This window comes from Bdellovibrio bacteriovorus (genome assembly GCF_041888015.1).
Classification (GTDB): domain Bacteria; phylum Bdellovibrionota; class Bdellovibrionia; order Bdellovibrionales; family Bdellovibrionaceae; genus Bdellovibrio.
Window position 1 is genome coordinate 3,464,417 of record NZ_CP168968.1, and the last position, 22,513, is coordinate 3,486,929.

The following is a 22,513-nucleotide window of genomic DNA, read 5'->3' on the forward strand; positions in this document are numbered from 1 at the left end:
CTAAGTAGGCCAAAACACAGGAAACTGAGGGCGGTCAACCAACGAGCTATCATAGCAATCCAGACAGATTGCAAAGGCCGGGCCTTTAGCGCAGCTCTATTCGAGAACTCACCTCCACCGCCTCCAAGAACCTTTCATCATGTGACACCACCACAAGAGCCCCCTTAAAATCGAGCAGTGCTGTTTCCAAAACCTGCAAGCTGTCCAGATCCAGATTATTTGTCGGTTCATCCAGAATCAGGAACTGGGCCTCAGGGTCCGACAAGAAAATCTTCGCCAAGGCCGCTTTCAGCTTTTCGCCACCGCTCAGATCCCGAACCAGCCTGTTCACCATCTCTCCCATAAATTGAAAACGAGCCAATTGGTTTCGCAACTGAACGGGGTCTCGCTGACTCTGCTCCAGAACATTTTCCAGGACAGACATATCCGGATTCAACAAAGAATACTGTTGATCCAATAAACGCACTTTCACGTCACCCAGACGACAAACACCCGTGCTGACAGCCAAAGACATCTGCCCCATCAAGGCTTTGATCAACGAACTTTTGCCCGATCCATTACGCCCCATCAAAGCCCATCGCTGAGGACCACGCAAGGTCAGGGTCAGAGGCTCGGCCCAAAGAAAATGTTCCTGATTTTCATAGCGCAGATTGAAATCCTGAAGTTCAAAAATCAGTTTTCCTTCCGGAACCGCCGTACCAGTCAAATCCAGACCCAGATTGGTTTCCATCTTCTGCGACTGGATCAAGGCGCCCAGCTCCTCTTGTTTTTGTTCGACACGCTTTTCCTCGCGGGCCTGAATTTTTCCATGAGTTTCCTGTGCCCGCCGCTTCAATCCACCAACCAGAATTCGCGGCAGCCCCCCTTTATCAGCCAAAGCCTGCCCTGCGCGCATGCGCTTTTCCTGGGTTCGCAACTTTTCCTGATGTTCCCGTTCGACCTTCTTTTTGTCCCGGCGAGCCCGGTCAATCTTGTTCGCCAGCAGTTCACGTTCGGCATATTTCTGTTCTTCATACGCTGAATACGAGCCACCATAACTTTGCAAGCCCTGGCTGGAAAGCTCCCAAATGCCGTCGACTTCTTCCAGCAGTTCCCGATCATGACTGATCACCAGTAACGAGCCCGCATATCGACGTACAAATTCACGGATCACTGCACGCGCCTCGCGGTCCAAGTTGTTGGTGGGCTCATCCAGAATCAGAAGACCGGCCCCTCGCGAAAGAGCTTCAGCAATACGCACCCGTGTCCACTCTCCCCCGCTCAATTCTGCCAGGGGTTTTTCCAATGAAATGTTTTGCAGCAGTGGTCCCCAAACAGAAGCGTCCGCCAAAGGACTGTCCCATAAGGCCATGAGATACTCTGCCACCGTGGCCTGCGAGCATTCCTGCATCTGCGCGAGATACACCACGGCCTGATCCACCAAGAGTTCCCCCTGGGTGGCTGCCAAATTTCCTGAAATAATTTTCGCCAGCGTGCTTTTGCCAACTCCATTGGGGCCCACCAAAGCACAGCGCTGAAAGTTCCATGTAAATGAAATATCTGAGAAGAGCTTTTCCCCACGAGGAAGCTCGTAACTCAAGGACCTCGCGGTCACCTGAAATAAATGATTTTGCATATTAAAATATCCGTCCATAGCCCGGAAGGGCATCAGAGTGTTCTTAGAAAAAGAATAAGATGACGGATTTAATTTCTCATAGACGTCGGGTTTAGCGCCCGACTTACATAGAATACTACAACTTATTCCAACCCACAAGCCCCCTAACAAAAGCCCGGCATATTGACTTAGAAGGAATTTATGAGAAGTTCATAGGGCTTGAAGATCTTGATTGCCTGTATCTTATTCTCAATTGTCTTGCACTTGCTGGCCCTGGGGACCTTGAGCCTTTCCACGCCCTCTTCTCAGACTGAGATTGGCGAGATTGTGGATCTTACTGTTGTCAGTCCGACGACAGCCCTGGCTCCTGCCAACAAAGTAGTTTCACCCAAGATGGCGGCACTCCCGCCCCAAGCTTCTCCAAGTTCTGCAACCACAGCCACCGCCTCTTCTGATAATTCCGCGGATCAGACCTCCTCAGAGAACTCTGGCGGATCTGAGAGCTTCGGTGATGATTCCCTCCCCGTTGTAGGCTGGAGTGAAATCACACGTCTGCCAAAAGTAAAACGAGAAGTCAAAGCCCAGTATCCGGCCGAAGCAAAGACGGCGGGTGTTGACGGCCCAGTTCTGCTGGAGATTTTGATCGACCGCGAAGGCCAGGTACGACAAGTCAAGGTTATCAGTGGTCCCGGCCATGGCTTGAATGAATCCGCCGTGGCAGCCTTGAAGAATTTCGAGTTTCAACCAGCTTTCAAAGGCAAGGAATCAGTTGCCGTTAAGATCCGTTACACCTATAGATTTAAGTTGGAAGTAAATTAAGTCTGTACGTCTAAAGGAATACAACGTGAAATATTCTGTTCTTCTTGCCAGCCTGCTTGTGGCGACTGTGGCTTCTGCTCAGGAAGCTATCCCCAGCTTTGAAACCGTGGTTGAGGATGTTGTGTTTAACACATCCAACAAAGTCATCATCGACGAAAAAACCATCAAAGAATCCCGCGCACCCAATATCACCAGTCTGCTTTCCAGTCAGGCCAACGTCACTGTTGTGAGCACGGCCTTCCAGCCAAACTCTATTTTTATCCGCGGTGGCGATTCCAGCCATGTGATGATCATCGTTGATGGTGTGCCCTTCTATGATGCTTCAACAATCCAAAGAACCTTCAACCTGAATTCTCTGGATATTAAATCGGTTCGCCGCATTGAAATCATCAAAGGGGGCCAGACCGTCCTTTATGGCGGCCAGGCACTCAGCGGCGTTATCAAGATCGACACCATTCCTCAGGAATTCAAAACCAAAACAGGTCTGCAGGTTCAGGCCGGAACTCAGAACTTCCGCGATGTGACGGCGGTCCACACGGAAGCACTGGATGAAACCCACGCTTTCCTGATGCGCGGACACGGCTCCTGGAAGGACTCCCGGTCTCCGGTTGAAGACTCTGACAAAAGCTATGCACAGAATAATTGGAACGGCGATGCGGCCTATGCCTGGAAAGGCTCTGTGGAAGGCCATGTGAAAGGCAGCTTCCTTCAGGATCTCAATAATTCTCCAGGTTCGGACCGTGCCTCCAACAGAATTTATGACACCGAAGGCTTTGAAACCTATACCCGTCAGACTGCGGCCTCCGCTCATTTGAAATTCAATGATATCGCCTGGGAACCACGCTTGGCCATGAGCATGCAAAACAGTCTGCGCAAATACGACTGGCCCAAAACAACTCCACCGGACGTGAATAATCCCACAGGCACGGATCAGCGCTATGGCGCTAATCTAAAAACAGCACGCGTGGACTTCACTCCGTACAAGGGTGAACAGCTGTCCGTCAATGGCGGCTTAAGCTACATCTACGAGGACTTCGTTTACAGAAACAAAGGCACGGAAACGGTCAACAAGTTCAGCGAGCAAAGAGGTCTGTTCTTAAAGACGGATTACACCTGGACACCGGGCTTTTCATTGGCTGTGGGTGGCCGTCTTGAAAACTGGGACGACCAGGACCCGGTATCCACTTATCAACTGGGTTTGGCTCTGTTTGAAAGAACCAAATTGGAAGTGGCTTCCGGTTACAAGATTCCATCTTTATTCCAGCTCTTTTCTTCTTATGGAAATCCGGATTTGAAAACAGAGAAAGCGACCCAATACAGCCTGATGCAGGAATGGGCCGTTTCAGAAAAGCAAAACCTGTCTGTGACTTTATTCTATGCAGAATTCACAGACCTCTTGCAGATCACGGGTTCTTTCCCGACTATGAAATACAATAACGTCTCCAAGTCCAAAACTCGCGGTGTGGATGTGACCTACACTTTGCGTCCGTTCGAGAATGGAACTTTGATTGCCACCTATGGCTATCAAGAACCTCGTGACATCGACAACGATCGTTGGTTGTTGCGTCGCCCACTGGTGAATGGAAGCCTTAAGTATCTGCACACTCTGGAAAAACACACCGGTTCACTTGAGTTCATTGGCGCTGGCACCCGCACAGACAATGGTTTCCAGTCCGCTCCGACTGTATTGCCAGGTTATGTGACTACCAATGCAGCATATTCTTACGCTTGGACTCCGGATCGCACCGTGTTCACACGTTTGAACAATCTAACCAACAACCGCTACCAAGAGACCTACAGCTACCTGGCGGACGGCTTCAACGCCTCTGTAGGAGCGGAATTCTGGTTCTAGACCTAAGAACAGCGCAAGGGATTCCCACGTCCCTTGCGAACCTCCCGGAACAGGACCAAGTCGTCATTTGACATAAACTGGCCTTACTTATCAGAGTGTTTTTCATTTACATTGAAACAATGAGATCCATTTTACTTGGGGCCTTGGTTTTCTCTCTCCACTCGGTTTGTGGTGCAGCTTCTGATACAGAAGCCGTAATGCCTATTGGGGCTTTACCCAAGAATTCCTCTGTGACCCTGAAGCCCGTAAATGAAAACACCCGCTACGTCAGTCCTCAGTATGAAAGCGGCAGTGGCTTCCTTAAAAAAGTGGACAACAACAGTCTTTACCAAGTCACTGAAATCAAAGGCACCGACAATTCCTCGGACAGTGCCGATCTTCAGGCCTTGGCGAAAAATTCCAATCTCGTCGTTCAACAAGCAGACCTTACCACCGAATCCGCAACCTGTTCCGGTTCAGGCTCAACCACCAATTGCACCCTGAACACAGACGTTCCCGCGTACAAGACCGGCAGCTTCAATCTGATTGAATGGTTCCTGGGGCTATTCGGTCTTGGTTCGCAAAAGTCCACGGCTCCTGCCACCAAAGGGGTCGAGGTCAATGAATCCGTCGCCATGGCCGAAGCCATGACCGAAAAGATTGAAAAAACAAATAAAACACTCAACCCCAAAAGTGCTGAAAACTGTGATGAGAAAAACTTCCCGACCGCCCTTCAGAACGACAAGACTTTAAGTTGTGGACTGAAACAGGCCATGGAAGCTCTGAAGAAAAATAAAGACAAAGTCAAAGGCGATGTCTTTATCTTCAATGACTTCTCCAATGGTGGAGTCATGGGGAAAATGTGGATTCTCAACGCCGATGGCTCCATGGCGTCCGTGCTGGATAAGAATCCTCTCTGGGTTTCACGCGGCGAAGGTGGCTTTGGCAATGGCCGAGGCTCACTGAAAACTCCTAACGGCGCCATTATGACAAAAGCCTACAGTCCTCCTCGCGGCGGAAATATTCGCGACGGCATTGAGCTTGTGGGCCTTGAACCTGAAAATCAGGATATTCACGGTCGCGGCGTCCTGCTGCACGGATGGGACCCTTATACTCCCACTCAAGGTTGCTTGGGGGTCGCAGGGACTCTGGATACAAGAGCTCGCGGGAAAGCCACCTTAGGCTCTGCTCCTCCCTATCTGGATCAACTTAAAAGTGGTGTCCTGAAAAACGGGGGCACCATGATCTATAACTTCACTCCTTCCAAAGTGAAAGCCTGCCAAGGCTCCTAAATTCGATCTCAAACTGAGACATTTAATCCACACCTAAACAGGATCTCATTTTCTTTTGCTTAGGCATCAAAGGGTACGCTTAGTGCAATTACCCCAAAGCAAGAGATATGAAAAAAAACCGGTTCTCAACTTTATTAATGATTTCAAGCTCCGTAACCCTGATTGGGGTGATGGCGGGCTGCTATTTCGATGCCAGTTTTGGGCACATGCTACAAAATGTACAGGCCAGCCCTTCCCCGGTGTCTTTGGAACATAAAGAGGCGGCCGAGTTGTTTATTCAACTCAATGAAAAGCACAACTTCTTCGCGGCCCGCTATAAGGGCTGCCATATCGAACGCAATGAGGTTCTGTGCAAAAGCTTCTATAAGGACAAGGACGCCTCTGAAAAACAAAAAGATCTGCGCCTGAAGGCCCCTGAAGCCGTAAAGCTTGTTCGTCAGAAGAAGTGGGATAAAATCGTCAACGCCAGCGCTTCTGAAGGTATCAAGACCATTGCTCGCCTGAGTGTGAAAGAACGCCAGCAGCTTTCTGAACAGATCACAAAAAAATCAGTCTGCGTGTCGCCGCACGTGATTGCTGCTCTGGCATTTAAGCTGGAAGAAAAACTTCCAGATCAAAAAGTTCTGGCTGAAACGCGCGCCCTTTATGCACGGGCCATGGACTGCGGTTCCGACAAAGAAATCAGCGAACTGGGACTGTATCGTGGTGGACTGATGGAAGTCTGGCAGAATCAACCAGAATCCGCGACCCGCTTCCTGAAAAAGCTTTCTGAAGTTTCCAAAGATGTGGCTCTGACCTCTCGGGCGCAGTTCTGGATTAATCATAATGAGCGCGAACAAGGAAACAAAGTTTCTGAAGGCGCGATGGAAGATCACTTCACCAACTTCCCGTTGAGCTATCACATCCTGACGGACTATGCGACCATGGAAGACGGGCCTTATCAAAAGGTCTCTGAACTTCGTGACCAACGCGTCCAAACACGCAGCTCTTATGAGGATCTCAATGGCGCTATCCAATTGGTTGAACACTTCCTGGAGCAGCAAAAAGAAAGTCTGGCCAAAAGGACCTTGGAGTTTATCGACTACGCAGAACTTGCAGAGGCCGAACCTGGCTTCCAGCTTTATGTAGCCACCTTGCTGGCAAAGTTTGAGGACATGAACCATCAGCGCTTTACCGTGCTGAGCCGTCTGTTCCAAAGACACCCGCAATACAAGACATTGAAGAATCTTTCCTACTATTACCCGCTGGCGTTCTCGGATCTGGTGATGAAACATCATCGCGATCAGGACCCGTTCCTGCTGATCTCTTTGATGAGACAGGAAAGTTCCTTTAATCCGAATACCAAAAGCCCCGTCGGGGCTGCCGGCCTAATGCAACTGATGCCTCGCACAGCCAGCGACCTGCGCCGTCGTGCTGTTTCGGACAAAGAGCTTTTTGACCCCGCCACCAATATTCAATTGGGGGCCCGCTATTTCGCGGCCTTGGTCAAAGAATACAAGAATGATCATATGAAAGCTCTGGCCTCATACAATGCGGGCTCGGGAAATGTCAGAAAATGGATGAAGCGTTATCCGGTTGATAATCCGCTGCTGTTTGTGGATTTGATCCCTTTTGACGAAACCCGCGAGTATGTTGCAGGCATTCTTAGAAATCAGTACTGGTATTCCAAACTCTATCCAGAATTGGCTATGCAAACCGAGATCGCTGGGCAAGTCTCTGCAAGACGGGACAAGTAATCCCCTTCACACTCTGAAAAATAAAAAAGGCACCCGAAGGTGCCTTTTTTCATTAAGATCAATGCAATATCAGAACTTAGTGTGTTGTCACGGAAGTGACATTCAAACCGTTCAGGCCCGCTTCAACCTGCAGATACAAACGGAAAGAACCTGTCGTATTGTAACCCAAGCTGGTTGCTTCCCCACCTTCTGTTGAATACATAACATGACTTCTCAAGGAAACATCAAGTTGTAGAACTGTACGACCATCACGCTTCAATTGCTCTTGCTGTTGTTTATTCATGAAATCAACAGAGCGCACATCAATCGCCACATTCTTATCCAATGGAACCAAGCGGTAATTCTGCCAAGCAGAGTCCACCAACAGAACCTCTGGAGCCAAGCCTTTTACAGAATAAACTTTGTTATCCAAACCAACTACGGAAGAACTCAGGAATTGCTCAGAGGAAATGCTCTTCCAACCTTGAGCCGTGCACTTTACAAAACTTGGGTTAAGGAACAAACGAGTCTCGCCGTTTCCAAGATTCAAAGCCTGAACACCCTCAAGAACAAAGCCCTTCTTGTTCAAATCTTTATCTTCATTGCAATAAACAGACATGCCATCAAAAACCTTACGCGTTTCAACTGCATCAGCAAAAGCCCAGCCTGCAGACAAAACAAGAGACAGGAACAAACTCGCAGAAACTTTCAACATAAACCCTCCGAAATTTTGATTGGCCTCTTCTACACCAAAAAGATGACAATCGGGTAAGGAAAATCGAACTTTTTTGGGCTCGCCGTTTCGGGGGAAACAGCCGCTCTGTCTAGTTTTCCTGTGGCTCGGCACTAAAGACTACAAAAGGCACCCCCACCCCGCGTACAGTTGATGTTATGGAACTTTCGGAAGCCAACCAGCACGTCCTATCTTTGATTAAAAGCCATCTGGCGAATGTTCAAACCCGCAATCCTCAATTCTCATTAAGATCTTTTGCCAAAAAAGTAGGGGTCAGCGCTTCAACCCTTTCTCAGGCGCTGCACGGCAAAAGGGTGATGAACAAATCGACCGTAAAAAAAGTTCTTACCGAAATCGCCCCCACCGACACCAAGGCTTGGGAATGCCTGGAGGCCTTTAAGGATTTCTATCCCTCCAGTAAAACCATGCCCCAGGAGATCCTTTCAAAGCGCATCCCTGAAGACGAGCTGATGTTCTTTAAAAAGTGGTATCATCTGGCAATGGTGACCTTCTTCGATTCCAGTCACTATGATGGCAGCGTGCAAAGCATCTCCCAATACTTTGGAATTTCCTTTGCCGAAGCCCAAGAGGCCGTGGATCGCCTGAAAAGACTTGGTATCGTCGAAGAACATAAAGAGCGTCTTCGCAATACCGCCCAGTTCTACTTTACTGACCGTTCTCGACTTGCTGAAAGCATTCATGCCAGCAAAACCCAGGCACTCAAGAACGCCGTTCAAGCTCTGGAAAGCCAGACGGCCAAAGAAAGCTCTGACTTCAGCATGATGTTCACAGTCTTTGACCCAAGCCTGGTACCGGAAGCTATCGAGTATATCGATAAAATGAAAAAGGGCTTCGCCAAAAAGTTCAAAGGCAAAGGTGATAAAAGCGCCGTCTATCAGCTCTCGATTCAACTTCTGCCTTGTGGTGGCACGTCCCCCGAGCTCAGTACCTTGGAATAGATAAATAATATAAAGTTTACAACGAATCGGGACCTTCCTATCCTCTGCCAAGGAGGATTGCGGTGAAACTCATTGTCTCTGTCTTGCTAGGATTTGTTTTTTGCTCTGTCGCAAGAGCCGACTGGAAGGTGGGACTTCAGGTTGGATATAGTCCCAACTACCTTGTCACCCTTGACGGAACAGGTGTGAACAATGGGACACCCTATTCAGCCAAATATAATATGGAATACGACGGGTCTGCCGAGTTCGGAATCAATCTTTGGAATGCCAGTCCGCACTCGTGGGGATTTATCTCTGGCTTCCACTATGGGGCGGAAAGAAAACTTAATAAAATATCCGTTAATGGCATCTCGATCCCGGTTTCCTCCTCTGACACCTCCAAATATCAGACTCATTTTCTTTACGCCGGAACCCTGTACCGCTGGGAATCCTTCTACATTCCTCTGGCCATCACCTATGGAATGACAAAATTCACATCGGCCTCCAGCCTGCAATCCCTGGAAGTAAAAAATGGAGTCGGAGCTCTTTTGGGGCTGGGCTGGTTCTTCACTGACAACTTCGCCATCGAGTACATTGGCCGCTCCACCACCACAGAGCTCAATATGAGCACCAGTACCGGCAATGAAAAAACCAAGGGTGTCATCAGCTCTGCGCTGCTGAATTTGAAGTTCTTCTTCTAGGATACAAACATACCAAAGTACAGTTGGCAGACCTCTTTGGACCTTGGACTGTCAACTCCCCCCACTCCTGTCCGATAAGCCTCATATAGGAGTCCGTATGCGCAGTTCAATCTTACTCTCTCTCTTCGTCCTGTTGGCATCAAGCATAGCCACTGCTCGCTCTTTTACTCTGACTAAGGGTTCTGGATATTCGGTAGAGCCTCTTTACGGTTATGAAACGGTTTATCGCTCTTATCCCAAAGGTCACCTCGCCACACGCACCATGTATGGTTTGCGCCTGACTGCTGGGAAAGACATCCTGTCTGCCGAAGCGGAATACACACGCGCTTCTGATACTGAAACCTATTCCACCGCTCCAGAAAAAATTTATCACCAAGATGACAAATACAAACTGGGCGTCCGTTCCACCTATCGCTTCAACAACTATTTCTTCTCAACCGGCCGCTTGGGCGCGCAAGCGACTCAAGGCAAAGAAGAAACCACTTCTGGCGGTGTGGTAACCACGAAAGAAAAAGAACTGAAGTACGATCCGTATGCCGGTATCAATCTGGGTATTCGCTTGGGAGTATTTTCTTTGAATGCCGGAACGACCATGGTCTTTAAGGACTATTCAGACATGTCCAAGAATGAGTTCCAGCACACGCTGTCTTTTGGGGTGGGTTATTAAGAAAAAAGCCAAGGTGTTAGACCTTGGCCTGAACTTTCCCTAGCGGCTTCAGCATGCCGACTTTACCCACTTTCGAAGGAAGTGGGTGTTGAATTTTCTCTGCCATCCACGGATTGATCTCAATCAGCTTATCCAGATTCAGACCCGTCTTCACGCCCAGGCCATGGAACATGTACACCACATCTTCAGTGGCTACGTTGCCAGTCGCACCCGGAGCATACGGGCAACCGCCCAAACCCCCAAGGCTGGTATCAAAAACCGTGATTCCCAGTTTGTACGCCGCCAGAATGTTGGCCAAAGCCTGCCCACGCGTATCATGAAAATGGCCCGCCAGCTTTTTAGCCGGAACGACCTTTTTAAGCTTACGGAAAAGAGACTCCACCTGCCCCACATCAGCCACCCCAATGGTGTCGCCGATGGAAAGCTCGTAAACACCCAGCTTGTGCATGCGTTGGGCTAGTTTCACAACTTTAGCTTCTGAAACTTTTCCTTCAAAAGGGCAACCAAAGCATGTCGACAGATAACCACGAACTTTAATTTTATGCTTTTTCGCCAAAGCCATCACGGGCTCAAAACGTTTGAAGCTTTCATCGATGGAACAGTTGATATTTTTTAAAGAGAACGACTCCGAACACGCGGCAAAGATCGCCACTTCTTTCACACCGCTGGCAATGGCATCCAGCATGCCACGCTCGTTGGGAACCAAAACCGAAAACTCGGTCTTTTTCGGGATCGCCTTGGACTTAACCAAGGCAAAAGCCTTCTGCACCACTTCCGTCGTGCCTGCCATCTGCGGCACCCACGTCGGGGACACAAAAGCGCCGATTTCAACACGCTTTGTTCCGGCTGCAATCAATCGTCTTGCGAATTCCGCGCGAGTCTCGGCATCCAGAACGGTTTTTTCGTTCTGCAGACCATCTCTTAATCCCATTTCCACAATAACAACTGACTTTTTCATAGCGCTTACTTATCGGATGCTGGTTTAATTTTCACAAGAGCTTTACCCAAGGCCACCTGATCACCTACAGCACAATTGATGCTATCGACAGTGCCGGCGATCTCGGCCTTTAAAGTGTACTCCATTTTCATGGCTTCCATCACCAGAACCGCCTGGCCTGGCTCAATCGCTGCCCCGACTGTCACCAAAAGCTTCGTGATTTTACCCGGCATAGGCGCCATGACCTGGTCTGAAGATCCCCCGGCCCCGCCCTTTTTACGGGACTTTCGACCAGTGGAAACATCCTGAGTGAAAACGCGGCCATTATAGTGAACCCACAACGTGCCTTGGATCAATTGCGCCTGCGCTTTGTGATCAACGCCGTCGATACGTACTTTCACTTCCATCTTAGATACCTCTCCAGTAAGATGCCCATGGGGATGAGGATGTCGTGCTTGCGCCATTCGCCCCACCACGCAACTGCAATAGCGCCCCGGCAGCCACTGTTTTTTCAATATCGGTCAACGTCGGCTCTTTCAAAGATTCGCCGAAGTAGGTTTCAATAAATCTTGTCGTCATCGTGCCCATGACAAATTCTTTGTGTGACAGAATCTCGATCAGATACGGAATGTTGGTGTGAACACCAAACACCACGGAATCCTTTAACACACGAATCATTTTTTGAATCGCGCGCGGACGGCTTTCATCCCAGACAATCACTTTCGCAATCATCGGATCATAGAAAGGCGTGATCGTGTCGTTGGCATCAAAGCCGTACTCATAACGACGGCCCGGGCCTTCCGGCCATTCCACATGCCCCAAAAGACCTGTGGAGGGAACACCACCCAAGAAAGGATTTTCAGCATAGATACGGCACTCGATGGAATGACCACGAGGAACACGAATTTGCTTGGCATCGTGAACATAATCCCCTTGAGCCGTCAGGATCTGCATTTTTACCAGATCCACACCAAGAACTTCTTCAGTCACCGGGTGTTCCACCTGCAAACGGGTGTTCACCTCTAGCAAATAAAATTCCCCGTCTTGCAGAAGGAATTCCACGGTGCCCGCACCCTTGTATTTACCCAAAGTGGCAATCGCACAAGCCGCTTCACCCATACGGCGGCGCAATTCGTCAGTCAAAGAAGGTGATGTCGCTTCTTCGATAATCTTTTGGTGACGTCGCTGAACCGAACATTCACGGTCAAAGAAATGCTGAACATTTCCAGTGCTGTCGCCAAAGACCTGGAATTCGATGTGCTTGGCACGATCCAGATATTTTTCCAGGAAGACTTTCGGTGAACCAAACGCGGATTGACCTTCACGCTGCGCGGACTCAATCAATTCGCGGGCATCAGTGGAAGACTTCAAAAGCTTCATTCCACGGCCACCACCACCGGCGGCCGCTTTCACGATCACCGGATAGCCGATTTTCTCAGCCTGCTGAATCAGATGCTCCACGTCCTGATTTTCACCCTGATAACCTGGCACCAAGGGAAGACCGGCTTGTTTGGCCAGCTCTTTACAGTGAACCTTGTCGCCCAAAGCGCGGATGGCTTCCGGGGATGGACCGATGAACGTCAAGCCCGCTTTCCCCACAGCCTCAGCGAAATCCGCATTTTCAGACAGGAAACCAAAGCCCGGATGAATCGCTTGCGCGCCACCGGCCAGAGCCCCATTGATATTGGCCTGAATATTCAGATAACTTTCTGCCGTCGGCGCCGGACCGATACAAATAGTTTTGGTCGCCATTCTGAACGCGCGGGAATTAATATCCGCTTCTGAATGCAAAAGAACGGTTTCAATTCCCATCTCTTCGCAGGCTTTGATAATACGAACAGCCACTTCACCACGGTTGGCAATGGCAATACGAGTGAACTTTTTCATTAGGAAAGTCTCCATGCGGGCTCACGTTTTTCCAGGAAAGATTTCAAACCTTCCTGTCCCTCAGCACTGGCACGACGTTCAGCAATCACTGTTGTCGTGCGACCGCGCTGCTCAGCCCAGCTCAAGGTATCTAGATCATTAAGAAGTTTTTTGGTTTCACGAACGGCTTCCGGCCCGCATTGCATATAGTTGTGCAAAACCTTCTGCAAAACAGTGTGCCCTTCGCCTGCTGCCACCACCTCGGTCACAAGACCGGCCTGGTGAGCCACGTGGGCGTTAAAGACAACCCCGGAAAGCATCAAAGGCCGAACTTTTCCAGCCACGGCTTTCTTATTCACAAAGGCACTGATCACCGCCGGAGCAATGCCCAGCTTCACTTCACTGAAGCAGAACTGTGTATTATCTTCAGCGATCACTTCATCACAAACAGCCACCAGCCCCAAGGCGCCACCGAAGGCTGCCCCATGAACCATCCCAATCACGGGAAGACTGCACTGGGCGATGGCTTCAAACATGCCGTAAAGTTTTAAAGAATCTTCGCGATTCTGGTCGAAAGAAAAATTCACCATCTCTTTCATCCAGTTCAGATCCGCACCGGCGCAGAAGACTTTGCCTTCGCCTTGCAGAACCACCGCACGCAGATCCTTGCGAGCCTCCAAATCCGTGAAGATCTGAGTCAGCTCTGCAATCATCTCGGGATTGAAAGAGTTGCGAACTTCCGGCCTATGAAGCTTGACGTAGGCCACCTGATTCATTTCTGTAACTACAACAAAAGACATAATTACATCCTGAAGACGCCCTGAGTTTTTTCACCCCAGGACTTGTTAAGACTTGCCGAAATTCCCAAAGCCAGAACCCTGCGGGTGTCAGCCGGATCAATGATCCCGTCATCCCACAAGCGCGCTGAGGAATAATAACAAGCGCTTTCTTTTTCATATTTTTCCAAAGTCGGACGTTTAAACTCTGCTTGTTCTTCCGGCGACATGGTTTGTTTTTTTGCTGCCATCTGATCCATTTTCACAGTCAGAAGAACATTCGCCGCCTGCTCGCCACCCATCACGCTGATTTTGGCATTCGGCCACATCCACAACTGACGAGGCTGGAAGGCGCGACCGCACATCCCGTAATTTCCAGCACCATAAGAACCACCGATCACGACTGTGAACTTCGGCACATGGGCATTGGAAACCGCCATCACCATTTTAGCACCGTGTTTCGCGATACCTTCATTTTCGTATTTCTTACCGACCATGAAGCCTGTGATGTTTTGCAGGAAGATCAAAGGCACTTCACGCTGTTCGCACAGCTCGATAAAGTGCGCAGCCTTCAGAGAACTTTCGCTGAACAAAACACCGTTGTTCGCGATAATCCCGACAGGCATGCCCCAGATGTGGGCAAAGCCTGTCACCAAAGTTTTTCCGTACAGAGGTTTGAATTCATGGAAACGGGAACCATCCACGATACGCGCAATCACTTCGCGTACATCAAATGGAACACGGTTGTCTTTAGGAATGATGCCGTAAAGTTCTTTTTGGTCAAACAACGGTTCTTCCACCGGAAGGGTTTTCAACTGTACTGCGCGCTTGTGATTCAAGTGCGCCACGATGGAGCGAGTGATTTCAATCGCATGTTCATCGTCTTCGGCAAAGTGATCGGTCACACCCGAGGTTTCACAGTGAACTTGCGCCCCACCCAGCTCCTGAGCATCGACAACTTCCCCGGTTGCGGCTTTGACCAAAGGAGGTCCCCCCAGGAAGATAGTCCCATTTTCTTTCACGATCACAGTCTCATCACTCATCGCCGGAACGTAAGCCCCACCGGCAGTGCAAGACCCCATCACCACCGCAATTTGCGGAATGTTGGCGGCAGACATGCGGGCTTGGTTGTAGAAGATTCTGCCGAAATGATCGCGATCCGGGAACACATCCGCCTGCATCGGCAGGAAGGCACCACCGGAATCGACAAGGTAAATACATGGCAGACCGTTTTCAAAAGCGATTTCCTGCGCACGCAGATGCTTTTTCACCGTCATCGGGAAGTAAGTTCCGCCCTTCACAGTGGCGTCGTTGGCAACAATCACACATTCCGTTCCGTGGATCACACCGATCCCCGTCACTACTCCCGCGCCCGGAGCCTGGCCTTCATACATATCCCAAGCAGCCAAAGTCGAAAACTCAAGGAAGGCCGTACCGCCATCCACCAGCGCCTCGATACGTTCGCGCGCCGTCATTTTGCCGCGGGATTTGTGTTTTTTGGTGGCATCTTCGCCACCGCCTTGTTTCACCAGATTCACACGCTCGCGCCATTCGTTCACGATGGAAAGCATCGCTTCGCGGTTAAGTTTGAAATCTGGGGAACTGGAATCAATTTGTGTCTCTAAAATTTCCATAGAACCTTGCGCTTATTCTTCCACGCCCGAGCTCAAAGCTGGCGTGTGTTTAAAACTCATTTGCAAACGGAACTCTGCCACGGCTTGATCATTGCTATCAAAGACCTTCAGCTCGGCATCAGCTTTGGATTCACGACGATCACGGATTTCTGCCAAGACCACTTCGCGAGTGGTTTCAGGCAATTCCATACGGATACGGCATTCATCGCTGGTGACTTTGAAAAACTCGGACTCCAAACGGGACACATGAATATCGAATGTTCCCATAGGAGCATGACGAGCCCACAAAAGCTTCGCCGCCTCGATCGCTGCCGTCGTCAAAGCCCCTTCGTGCAAAGTTTTGACTTCGTTCAAATTGCGAGTGCGAGCGGGAACTGCCATTTCAACTTGCGTGTCTGATAAGCGAGAGATTCTCAAGCCCATTCCAGCAGAAAAAGGACGAACAATATCAAGCGCATAGCTAAGCGCAGCATGAGAAGCCTTTGGTGAGACCTCTTCCAAAAGTGCTGCCAGGTCAGCGGCACTCAGGCGAATACCCCGATCTTCCAATTGGGATTTGAGTCCATCCTTTGCGTTTTGTAGCTGCTGACGCAGGTTTTGCTCCAGCTCAATCCCCTTCGACATTAAGATTGTCAGCCATTGTTGGTTCATGAGATACCCTCTCTGTACGAGTGTTGAAAAAAACGGAATATCATGCTCGGATAAGGATGTCAGTTTTATCACACTGAGTAAACCGAGAGAGGACCCCTAGAGATGAAGAAAATTGTAAGCCTGGTTATTTTCATTGCTGCCCTTGTTTGGACATGGAATGTGATCCACACCTCCCAGGCTGTAGGATTCGAGACGCACTCCGGCATTCAGACTAAATTGGCGGACCTTATCACTCAGACCCTGACTAGCAAAAGACCCCACGCCAAAGACCTGGCTATCACTCGTTTGTGGACTGAAACCTTGAGCGACAACAAAGTTCGCGCCGTATTTGCTTACAAATTCACTGACGTTGCCGAAGATGGCGAATCCATGGAACAGGTCATCGAAGGTGAGGCCGTTCTTTACCGTGATATTTCCGATCAGGAAAACGTGGACAAATGGGTTCTTCAATCCGTGAAAACCACCAACGACATTGTTATTTTCACTGAAGGTTCCACAATCACTCCGGGTGCGGAAGAAGTTCCAGCAGAAGCTGCTCCAACAGCGACTCCGACTGCGACTCCTGCACCAACTGCAACTCCGGCAAAATAATGCCTATCCCTAATCAGTTCCTTCAGATTGACGAAGAGGGCATCCCCCTGAGCCGCGAAGTTCGCATTCAGGACCCTCTGGTGGGACAGGAAATCCTGCAAAATCTGAAGGTTCATGAGGGTGGAACCCTGCTATCCACCTTCGGCGGAATCCCTGTCATCGTTGAAGCCTTCGACGAACCTTATGTCGCCTCTCAAGTTCATTTAAAAAACGATAAAACCTGGGAAATCCAACTTCCGTTCGGCGTGCATTATGCCTTTGAACTGGAATCGCTGTCTTTGGATGAGTGGGACCGTTTCCACGGCTACACTTCCAACAAAGTTCCCTTCGTCATGTCCCGAAAAGCCCAAGCCAGTTTCTTTAACTTGCTAGAGGAATTCGGCGACGACTTTATCGAATTTAACGGCAATACCTACGACATTCCCACCTATTGGTCTTCGAACAAAGACGTCGAAAAAGAATCCTACTGGAGCCAGATCTATCAGCAAGAGGCCAACCCCGGATGGAATCTGGGAGAGCCCGCTGAAGCCTTAAAAGACATGCTTCCCCGACTGAAAATCGCCCGTTCCCGCGTGCTGGTTTTAGGTTGTGGCGAAGGCCACGATGCCGCGCTCTTCGCGGCGGCTGGTCACTTTGTCACAGCGGTGGATATCTCTCCTTTGGCTTTGGAACGCGCGCGCAAACTTTACGGCCACATGCCGAATATGACTTTTGTGGAAGCCGATCTTTTCAAGCTGCCTGCAGATTTCCATCAATCTTTCGACGTTGTGTTTGAGCACACCTGTTATTGCGCGATCAATCCGGAACGACGCCAGGAACTGGTCAAAATCTGGAATCGCCTTTTGGTTTCGGGTGGCCATTTGATGGGTGTCTTCTTCACCTTTGAAAAACGTCAGGGGCCTCCCTACGGCGGCACCGAGTGGGAACTGCGCCAACGCCTGAAGTCCTCCTATCTACCAATCTTCTGGGGTCGCTGGCAAAAATCAGTTCCACGCCGCCAAGGCAAAGAGCTTTTCATCTACGCAAAAAAAACCTAAAAGGTACCTGCTCACTTTTGCAGAAGCAGCGCGCTCAACGCCACGCTTCTGCAAAAGTGAGCAGGTACCTTTGGCCTTTGGAGTGGTTATGCATATTGAATTTACACAGGCTGATGACAGTCATGTTGAAGATTTGGTTGAGCTGGTTAATTCTGCTTATCGTGGGGATAGTTCCAAGGTGGGGTGGACGACCGAGGCTGATTTGTTGGATGGTCAACGTGTTGATGCCCAGGGCATTCAGGCGCTGATCGACAAAGAAGAGTCTGTGATTTTGGTTGCTGAAGATGATGACACCGGGGATCTGCTCGGCTGTGTTCACGTCGAAAAACAAGGCACAAAAATGTATCTGGGCATGTTAACTGTGTCCCCCGAGTTGCAATCAAAGGGCCTCGGCAAGATGCTCTTGAGCGAAGCAGAAGCTCTTGCAGAATTCTGGGATTGTAATACCATTTTCATGACAGTGATTTCAATTCGCGCAGAGCTGATCGCCTGGTATGCAAAGCACGGTTTCAAGGACACTAAAGAAACCAAACCTTTCCCCTATGGTGACGAACGCTTTGGTATTCCGAAAGTGGAAGGATTGCAGTTCACTGTGCTGGAGAAAAAACTTTAAAAGAATACAAAGCCTCTCACTGAAGAGAGGCCTCCTTAAGGAGCCGCTATGATCAAGGGATTGATCCTCGTTCTGTCTCTGTTCGCCTCTTCCATTGCCTTTTCCAATGAAGAAAAAAATGAAATTCCGGACGACAAAGACGTCCATACACAGTTTGGAACCTGCCATCAGGAATTCCTGCCGGCCAACTTCAATCTTTTCGTCTGGAATATCAAAAAAGCGGAAGCCCGCGATTCCTGGGCCCGCGACTTTGAATTCTTCGTTCCTAAGTCCGACATTGTTCTGATTCAGGAAGGCATGATTGATTCCTACATGCCCAAAGTTCTGCAACGCCAGAAAAACTTCTGCTGGGACTTTGTCACCAGCTTCATTGAAAAAGACGGCGACCAAACCGGCGTGGTCAACGGTTCTTACGCGGGCCCGATGATGGTGCACTTCCTGCGCAGCCCGGGCCGCGAACCAGTGATCAAAACCCCAAAAATGGTGCTGGTCACAGAATACGCGCTGGCCAACAGCTCTGACACATTATGGGTTGCCAATATCCACGGGCTTAACTTCGTCACCGACCGCCTGAACAAAGAGCAAATCGAGCAAGTGGCCTCCTTCCTGAAAAGACACCAAGGCCCTCTGATCTTTGCCGGGGACTTCAATTCCTGGAACAAGAACCGTTTGGCTTATCTGGATGAAATCCTGGGCCGTCTGCAAATGCACAAACTGGCATTTGCCAATGATAACCGCAGGTTCAAGTTGGACCATATCTACGTACGCGGCCTGGCCCCCATCTCCACCAAGCTTCACAACGACATTGAAACCTCTGATCACAAGCCACTTTCCGCTGTTTTCCGTCTGAAATAGTTCCCATCAATGCCATCGAACAGAGGGACCACCCCCCTGTTCGGTGATGATTCATTTTCCGTATAATAAGTTCTTTTCTATGTATTAAAAATTCTCTCGGTTTCGGCGCATATTCTCCTCATCAGGGGAGGTATAAATGTCTTTGAAAACTGCACTCACAGCACTTTTGGGGTTTATGGTTTCCTCTACGGCTTTGGCGGATCAGATGGGTCCCAACGGCGACAAATTCTACGAAGAAGCCGCTCATTATGAACATGCCTGCCAGGCAAGTCCTTGCAAGTCCGGCTATTCCAATCAAGTCGTGTACAGCCAAAAACAAAGACTGAACAAACTGTCCGAAGATACCCGCGCGGCCCTGAAAGCCGTTGCCCTGGATCAGGCTCAAGTTTGGGGCGACACTATTTTGGAAGGTGACTATCACGCAGCTGGCCGCACTCGTTTGGACGAGGTTCTGGCATTCTACAAAGACTCCCGCCTGATCGGCTATAAAATCAAATACTCTGAAAAGGCTTGGTATGTTGGCGACTGCGACTTCAACGGCAAACGCGAATCCTTAAAGGGTTGCAAAGCAGGCCGTATCATCGAAGGCAGCTACGTTTCCTCTGATTACCAGACCTACTTCAGTGATGAGGAACGTTACGCAGAGTTTTCTTTTATCAACGAATAAGTTCTAAGTTATAGTCGCCCTACGGCGATAGTATCTGAAACGACGGAACACTCCTTAGTCTATAAGACCTATCAAGCCCCAAGAAGAAAGGTTTTATTTATGATTAAGATTTATGGCTCCCCACTTTCAAGTGCTGGTCGTTGTTACTGGATGATGGAAGAGCTGGGACTGTCCTACGAACAAGTCCCTTTGAACATGCGCGAACAGCAGCACAAGTCCGAAGACTTTCTGAAAATCAATCCCAACGGAAAAATCCCAGCTATCATTGATGGCGAATACGTGCTTTGGGAATCCATGGCGATCACCAATTATCTGGCAAAAAAACACAACAGTCCTTTGGCGCCACAAAACCTTGATGAAGAAGGTCACATCCTGCAATGGAGCTTCTGGGCCCTGGTGGATCTGCAAAAACCTGCGATTGACTGGTTGATTCAGGAACTCTTTGTCCCAGCAGAACACAAGAATCCAAAAGTGATCGAAGACGCCAAAAAACACCTGCCTCGGTATCTGAATACCCTGGAATCAGGATTGAACAGCAAAAATTATTTGGTGGGCGATCGCTTTACCGTGGCGGACCTAAACGTCGCCTCTGTCGTCGGCATTCTACATGCTTTGCAGTACGACCTTTCAATCTATCCGAACATCTCCAAATGGAGCAAAACCTGTCACAGTCGCCCAGCCAGCCTGAAGGTTCAGGCCATGCGCGCAGCAAAGCACTAGAAATAAAAAGAGCGCACATCTCTGTGCGCTCTTTCGTTTTCCTAACTTAAAGCCAGCTTTTCAAAGTCTGAAATTTTCCTGTTAATCACCGCAATAGACTTCTTCCAGAACTCAGGACGACGAATGTCTTCCCCTAGATGTTTTTGCACCAGATCTTCCGCGCTCATACGACCCGTGTCGCGCAAGATATTGATATAAGTTTTCATGAAGTCCTTACCCAATTCCTGGCGGCGGGCATAAACACTCATGCTGAACAGATATCCAAACGTGTACGGATAGTTATAGAAGCTGATTCCGGACATCGCGAAATGTAACTTCGTCGCCCAGAACATTTTGTCGTTGGCACTCAACGTGGGCCCATACCATTTCGTCCAAGCCTCGTCCGTCAACTGAGTCAGCTCATCCGAGCTGACGGTGCGCTTTTCACGCTTATCATAGAAACTCTTCTCGAAATCAAATCTTGCCGGGATGTTTAAAAGGAAGCTGGCCGCTCCTTCAATCTCGCCCCAGGCAAATTCAATTTTCTCTTCACGTGTCTGAGCCTTTTCCAAGAGCACATCGTGCAACAGAGTCTCAGAAAAAATACTTGCTGTTTCTGCCAAAGTCATCGGATAGCGAGTCTGTGCGCGAGGCATATCCCGCATCACCCAGGAATGATAAGCATGTCCCAGCTCATGGGCTAAAGTTGAAATATCACTGTTTGAACCCATATAAGTCATGAACACACGCGGCTCACGGCGCTTCTGGAAACCTGTGCAGTAAGCTCCATTGCGTTTGTTCGGCAGAACACGGGCCTCGATCCAGGATTTATCCGCCATCATGCCCACAAAGTCTGACATCGAGGAGTCCGCCTGAGCAAAAGCCTCTTTGATCATGCCAAGACCCTCTTCATAAGAACGTTCTTTCTTAGAGGCAGAAATCGGACTTTGCGCCAACAAATCCCACGGGTCCAGCACCTTTTTACCCATCAACTTAGCCATAGCCAATGGGGCTTTACGGGACTGCTCCACATTGTCGTAACAAGCTGACAACATGGCTTCCAACGTATCACGCGTGATACGGCTGTAGAACAAAGACTGATCCAGATAATGTGTCTTCTCTGTGTGTGAACGCTTTTTGTTTTCTTCATGGCGCCAGCCTGCCAACGCATTTAAAATGGCGGCCGCTGATTCCTTATGCACGGTCCAGGCTTGCTGAATAGAAGACCAGGCCACGCGACGGGTGCTTTCTTCCTGGCTGCGGGTCAGAGCCGCGGCCTGTGCCAAGCCCACCGTTTCTGTACGATCCGGGTACTTCAGCTCGCAGCGCATGGAGCCGCTCAGTTTTCCATAGAGTTCTCCCCATGCATGAAGCCCCGGGGTCGAAATGGCCTGCAACAGGGTTTCTTCGCCGTCAGAAAGCATGAAAGGCTTCAAGCTTCTTTTTTCCGCCCACAGGAAGTCACTGGCAACCAGCTCGGGATGACTTAAGATCTTCTTCAGTGTTTCATCAGAACAGGCTTTAACAAAGTTATTCACCGGAACCAGTGCCTGGAACATCCGCGACATCAGATCGCTGACTTCTGACTTTTTCGCCTGCGCTTCATTCAAAGAGCTGTCCACCGACAGGTGGCACATCAGGTAAGTGCTCATATTCGCAAGCAGCACCTGCGCCTGATCCGCACTGACCAGAATTTTTTGGATTGATTCTACTTGCGCATCTAAAGGCTCGCGCAAAGCTTTGACGTCTTTTTCAATCTGATCGACCTGAGATTTAGTCAGATCAAATTCATTTTGAAATTCAACGGAGTTATAAGATGGGTATTCTGATTCAATATTCCAAGCCATTTTTTCCATGGCTGAAATCATACCTTAAAAAACAAAAAAGCCGAAGTTTT

At 49.4% G+C, this 22,513-nt stretch carries 22 protein-coding genes; 13 read left to right on the forward strand and 9 right to left on the reverse strand.

Annotated features, from left to right (window positions below; genetic code table 11):
• Nucleotides 1–85: 85 nt before the first annotated feature.
• Nucleotides 86–1,615, reverse strand: a complete 1,530-nt coding sequence (locus ACES2G_RS16515) for an ATP-binding cassette domain-containing protein (protein ID WP_347357372.1) — start codon at nt 1,613–1,615, stop codon at nt 86–88.
• Between the two features lie 198 nt (nt 1,616–1,813).
• On the opposite strand from ACES2G_RS16515, the gene ACES2G_RS16520 reads away from it, so the two are divergent.
• The 4 genes from ACES2G_RS16520 (at nt 1,814) to ACES2G_RS16535 (ending at nt 7,272) form a co-directional block, all read left to right on the forward strand.
• Nucleotides 1,814–2,413 (forward strand): energy transducer TonB, encoded by a 600-nt coding sequence (locus ACES2G_RS16520; RefSeq protein WP_347357374.1) that lies wholly within the window; start codon nt 1,814–1,816, stop codon nt 2,411–2,413.
• Nucleotides 2,414–2,438: 25 nt separating this feature from the next.
• Nucleotides 2,439–4,265 carry a TonB-dependent receptor domain-containing protein gene (locus tag ACES2G_RS16525; RefSeq protein WP_347357376.1) on the forward strand — a complete coding sequence of 609 codons (1,827 nt, stop codon included), beginning with the start codon at nt 2,439–2,441 and terminating at the stop codon, nt 4,263–4,265.
• A gap of 119 nt (nt 4,266–4,384) precedes the next feature.
• Nucleotides 4,385–5,536, forward strand: a complete 1,152-nt coding sequence (locus ACES2G_RS16530) for a hypothetical protein (RefSeq protein ID WP_347357378.1) — start codon at nt 4,385–4,387, stop codon at nt 5,534–5,536.
• A gap of 107 nt (nt 5,537–5,643) precedes the next feature.
• Nucleotides 5,644–7,272: a lytic transglycosylase domain-containing protein gene (locus ACES2G_RS16535; protein ID WP_347357380.1), complete on the forward strand. Its 1,629-nt coding sequence runs from the start codon at nt 5,644–5,646 to the stop codon at nt 7,270–7,272.
• Between the two features lie 76 nt (nt 7,273–7,348).
• Here ACES2G_RS16535 and ACES2G_RS16540 read toward each other — a convergent pair whose 3' ends face one another.
• Nucleotides 7,349–7,966 carry a hypothetical protein gene (locus ACES2G_RS16540; protein ID WP_347357382.1) on the reverse strand — a complete coding sequence of 206 codons (618 nt, stop codon included), beginning with the start codon at nt 7,964–7,966 and terminating at the stop codon, nt 7,349–7,351.
• A 176-nt stretch (nt 7,967–8,142) separates the two neighbouring features.
• Between ACES2G_RS16540 and ACES2G_RS16545 the strand changes: the two genes are divergently transcribed.
• The 3 genes from ACES2G_RS16545 to ACES2G_RS16555 all read left to right on the forward strand — a co-directional run bounded on the left by ACES2G_RS16545 (nt 8,143) and on the right by ACES2G_RS16555 (nt 10,290).
• Nucleotides 8,143–8,943 (forward strand): TIGR02147 family protein, encoded by an 801-nt coding sequence (locus tag ACES2G_RS16545; RefSeq protein ID WP_347357384.1) that lies wholly within the window; start codon nt 8,143–8,145, stop codon nt 8,941–8,943.
• Nucleotides 8,944–9,005: 62 nt separating this feature from the next.
• Nucleotides 9,006–9,623, forward strand: a complete 618-nt coding sequence (locus ACES2G_RS16550; protein ID WP_374000781.1) for a hypothetical protein — start codon at nt 9,006–9,008, stop codon at nt 9,621–9,623.
• 97 nt (nt 9,624–9,720) lie between these two features.
• Nucleotides 9,721–10,290 carry a hypothetical protein gene (locus ACES2G_RS16555; RefSeq protein ID WP_374000782.1) on the forward strand — a complete coding sequence of 190 codons (570 nt, stop codon included), beginning with the start codon at nt 9,721–9,723 and terminating at the stop codon, nt 10,288–10,290.
• Nucleotides 10,291–10,306: 16 nt separating this feature from the next.
• Here the strand turns inward: ACES2G_RS16555 and ACES2G_RS16560 are convergent, their stop codons facing one another.
• From ACES2G_RS16560 to ACES2G_RS16585, 6 genes are read right to left on the reverse strand one after another with little or no spacing between them, the layout of a single operon-like run.
• Entirely contained in the window at nt 10,307–11,248 is a 942-nt protein-coding gene (locus ACES2G_RS16560; protein ID WP_347357390.1) for a hydroxymethylglutaryl-CoA lyase, read from the reverse strand.
• Between the two features lie 5 nt (nt 11,249–11,253).
• The gene (locus ACES2G_RS16565) at nt 11,254–11,634 is read right to left on the reverse strand and encodes a biotin/lipoyl-containing protein (protein WP_347357392.1); all 381 of its coding nucleotides are present in this window, start codon (nt 11,632–11,634) and stop codon (nt 11,254–11,256) included.
• Between the two features lies 1 nt (nt 11,635).
• Entirely contained in the window at nt 11,636–13,114 is a 1,479-nt protein-coding gene (locus ACES2G_RS16570) for an acetyl/propionyl/methylcrotonyl-CoA carboxylase subunit alpha (protein WP_374000784.1), read from the reverse strand.
• Nucleotides 13,114–13,893 carry an enoyl-CoA hydratase-related protein gene (locus tag ACES2G_RS16575; RefSeq protein WP_347357396.1) on the reverse strand — a complete coding sequence of 260 codons (780 nt, stop codon included), beginning with the start codon at nt 13,891–13,893 and terminating at the stop codon, nt 13,114–13,116. The genes ACES2G_RS16570 and ACES2G_RS16575 overlap by 1 nt, the downstream gene beginning before the upstream one ends.
• Before the next feature lie 2 nt (nt 13,894–13,895).
• Complete coding sequence (locus tag ACES2G_RS16580; protein WP_347357398.1) at nt 13,896–15,503, reverse strand: carboxyl transferase domain-containing protein; 1,608 nt, start codon at nt 15,501–15,503, stop codon at nt 13,896–13,898.
• Nucleotides 15,504–15,515: 12 nt separating this feature from the next.
• On the reverse strand, nt 15,516–16,154 hold the full coding sequence (locus ACES2G_RS16585) for a DUF4442 domain-containing protein (RefSeq protein ID WP_347357400.1): 639 nt from the start codon (nt 16,152–16,154) through the stop codon (nt 15,516–15,518).
• 102 nt (nt 16,155–16,256) lie between these two features.
• Here ACES2G_RS16585 and ACES2G_RS16590 point away from each other — a divergent pair, with 102 nt between their 5' ends.
• From ACES2G_RS16590 to ACES2G_RS16615, 6 genes are all read left to right on the forward strand, one after another.
• A complete protein-coding gene (locus ACES2G_RS16590; protein WP_347357402.1) occupies nt 16,257–16,745 on the forward strand; it encodes a hypothetical protein in 489 nt (162 codons plus the stop codon).
• Nucleotides 16,745–17,782 carry a class I SAM-dependent methyltransferase gene (locus tag ACES2G_RS16595; RefSeq protein ID WP_374000787.1) on the forward strand — a complete coding sequence of 346 codons (1,038 nt, stop codon included), beginning with the start codon at nt 16,745–16,747 and terminating at the stop codon, nt 17,780–17,782. Before ACES2G_RS16590 ends, ACES2G_RS16595 begins: the two co-directional genes overlap by 1 nt.
• 88 nt (nt 17,783–17,870) lie before the next feature.
• On the forward strand, nt 17,871–18,395 hold the full coding sequence (locus tag ACES2G_RS16600) for a GNAT family N-acetyltransferase (RefSeq protein WP_374000788.1): 525 nt from the start codon (nt 17,871–17,873) through the stop codon (nt 18,393–18,395).
• Between the two features lie 48 nt (nt 18,396–18,443).
• Nucleotides 18,444–19,250: an endonuclease/exonuclease/phosphatase family protein gene (locus ACES2G_RS16605; protein WP_347357408.1), complete on the forward strand. Its 807-nt coding sequence runs from the start codon at nt 18,444–18,446 to the stop codon at nt 19,248–19,250.
• A gap of 136 nt (nt 19,251–19,386) precedes the next feature.
• Nucleotides 19,387–19,917, forward strand: a complete 531-nt coding sequence (locus tag ACES2G_RS16610) for a hypothetical protein (RefSeq protein ID WP_347357410.1) — start codon at nt 19,387–19,389, stop codon at nt 19,915–19,917.
• 99 nt (nt 19,918–20,016) lie between these two features.
• On the forward strand, nt 20,017–20,637 hold the full coding sequence (locus ACES2G_RS16615; protein WP_347357412.1) for a glutathione S-transferase family protein: 621 nt from the start codon (nt 20,017–20,019) through the stop codon (nt 20,635–20,637).
• Nucleotides 20,638–20,678: 41 nt separating this feature from the next.
• On the opposite strand, the gene ACES2G_RS16620 is transcribed toward ACES2G_RS16615, so the two are convergent.
• Complete coding sequence (locus tag ACES2G_RS16620) at nt 20,679–22,472, reverse strand: M3 family oligoendopeptidase (protein ID WP_374000789.1); 1,794 nt, start codon at nt 22,470–22,472, stop codon at nt 20,679–20,681.
• Between the last annotated feature and the right edge of the window lie 41 nt (nt 22,473–22,513).

Coding starts and splice junctions, on each gene's coding strand:
- ACES2G_RS16600 (WP_374000788.1), top strand. CDS start 17,871: ATGCATATTGAATTTACACAGGCTGATGACAGTCATGTTGAAGATTTG.
- ACES2G_RS16560 (WP_347357390.1), bottom strand. CDS start 11,248: ATGAAAAAGTCAGTTGTTATTGTGGAAATGGGATTAAGAGATGGTCTG.
- ACES2G_RS16575 (WP_347357396.1), bottom strand. CDS start 13,893: ATGTCTTTTGTTGTAGTTACAGAAATGAATCAGGTGGCCTACGTCAAG.
- ACES2G_RS16535 (WP_347357380.1), top strand. CDS start 5,644: ATGAAAAAAAACCGGTTCTCAACTTTATTAATGATTTCAAGCTCCGTA.
- ACES2G_RS16605 (WP_347357408.1), top strand. CDS start 18,444: ATGATCAAGGGATTGATCCTCGTTCTGTCTCTGTTCGCCTCTTCCATT.
- ACES2G_RS16590 (WP_347357402.1), top strand. CDS start 16,257: ATGAAGAAAATTGTAAGCCTGGTTATTTTCATTGCTGCCCTTGTTTGG.
- ACES2G_RS16615 (WP_347357412.1), top strand. CDS start 20,017: ATGATTAAGATTTATGGCTCCCCACTTTCAAGTGCTGGTCGTTGTTAC.
- ACES2G_RS16620 (WP_374000789.1), bottom strand. CDS start 22,472: ATGGAAAAAATGGCTTGGAATATTGAATCAGAATACCCATCTTATAAC.
- ACES2G_RS16585 (WP_347357400.1), bottom strand. CDS start 16,154: ATGAACCAACAATGGCTGACAATCTTAATGTCGAAGGGGATTGAGCTG.
- ACES2G_RS16580 (WP_347357398.1), bottom strand. CDS start 15,503: ATGGAAATTTTAGAGACACAAATTGATTCCAGTTCCCCAGATTTCAAA.
- ACES2G_RS16545 (WP_347357384.1), top strand. CDS start 8,143: ATGGAACTTTCGGAAGCCAACCAGCACGTCCTATCTTTGATTAAAAGC.
- ACES2G_RS16530 (WP_347357378.1), top strand. CDS start 4,385: ATGAGATCCATTTTACTTGGGGCCTTGGTTTTCTCTCTCCACTCGGTT.
- ACES2G_RS16515 (WP_347357372.1), bottom strand. CDS start 1,615: ATGCAAAATCATTTATTTCAGGTGACCGCGAGGTCCTTGAGTTACGAG.
- ACES2G_RS16565 (WP_347357392.1), bottom strand. CDS start 11,634: ATGGAAGTGAAAGTACGTATCGACGGCGTTGATCACAAAGCGCAGGCG.
- ACES2G_RS16595 (WP_374000787.1), top strand. CDS start 16,745: ATGCCTATCCCTAATCAGTTCCTTCAGATTGACGAAGAGGGCATCCCC.
- ACES2G_RS16570 (WP_374000784.1), bottom strand. CDS start 13,114: ATGAAAAAGTTCACTCGTATTGCCATTGCCAACCGTGGTGAAGTGGCT.
- ACES2G_RS16555 (WP_374000782.1), top strand. CDS start 9,721: ATGCGCAGTTCAATCTTACTCTCTCTCTTCGTCCTGTTGGCATCAAGC.
- ACES2G_RS16610 (WP_347357410.1), top strand. CDS start 19,387: ATGTCTTTGAAAACTGCACTCACAGCACTTTTGGGGTTTATGGTTTCC.
- ACES2G_RS16540 (WP_347357382.1), bottom strand. CDS start 7,966: ATGTTGAAAGTTTCTGCGAGTTTGTTCCTGTCTCTTGTTTTGTCTGCA.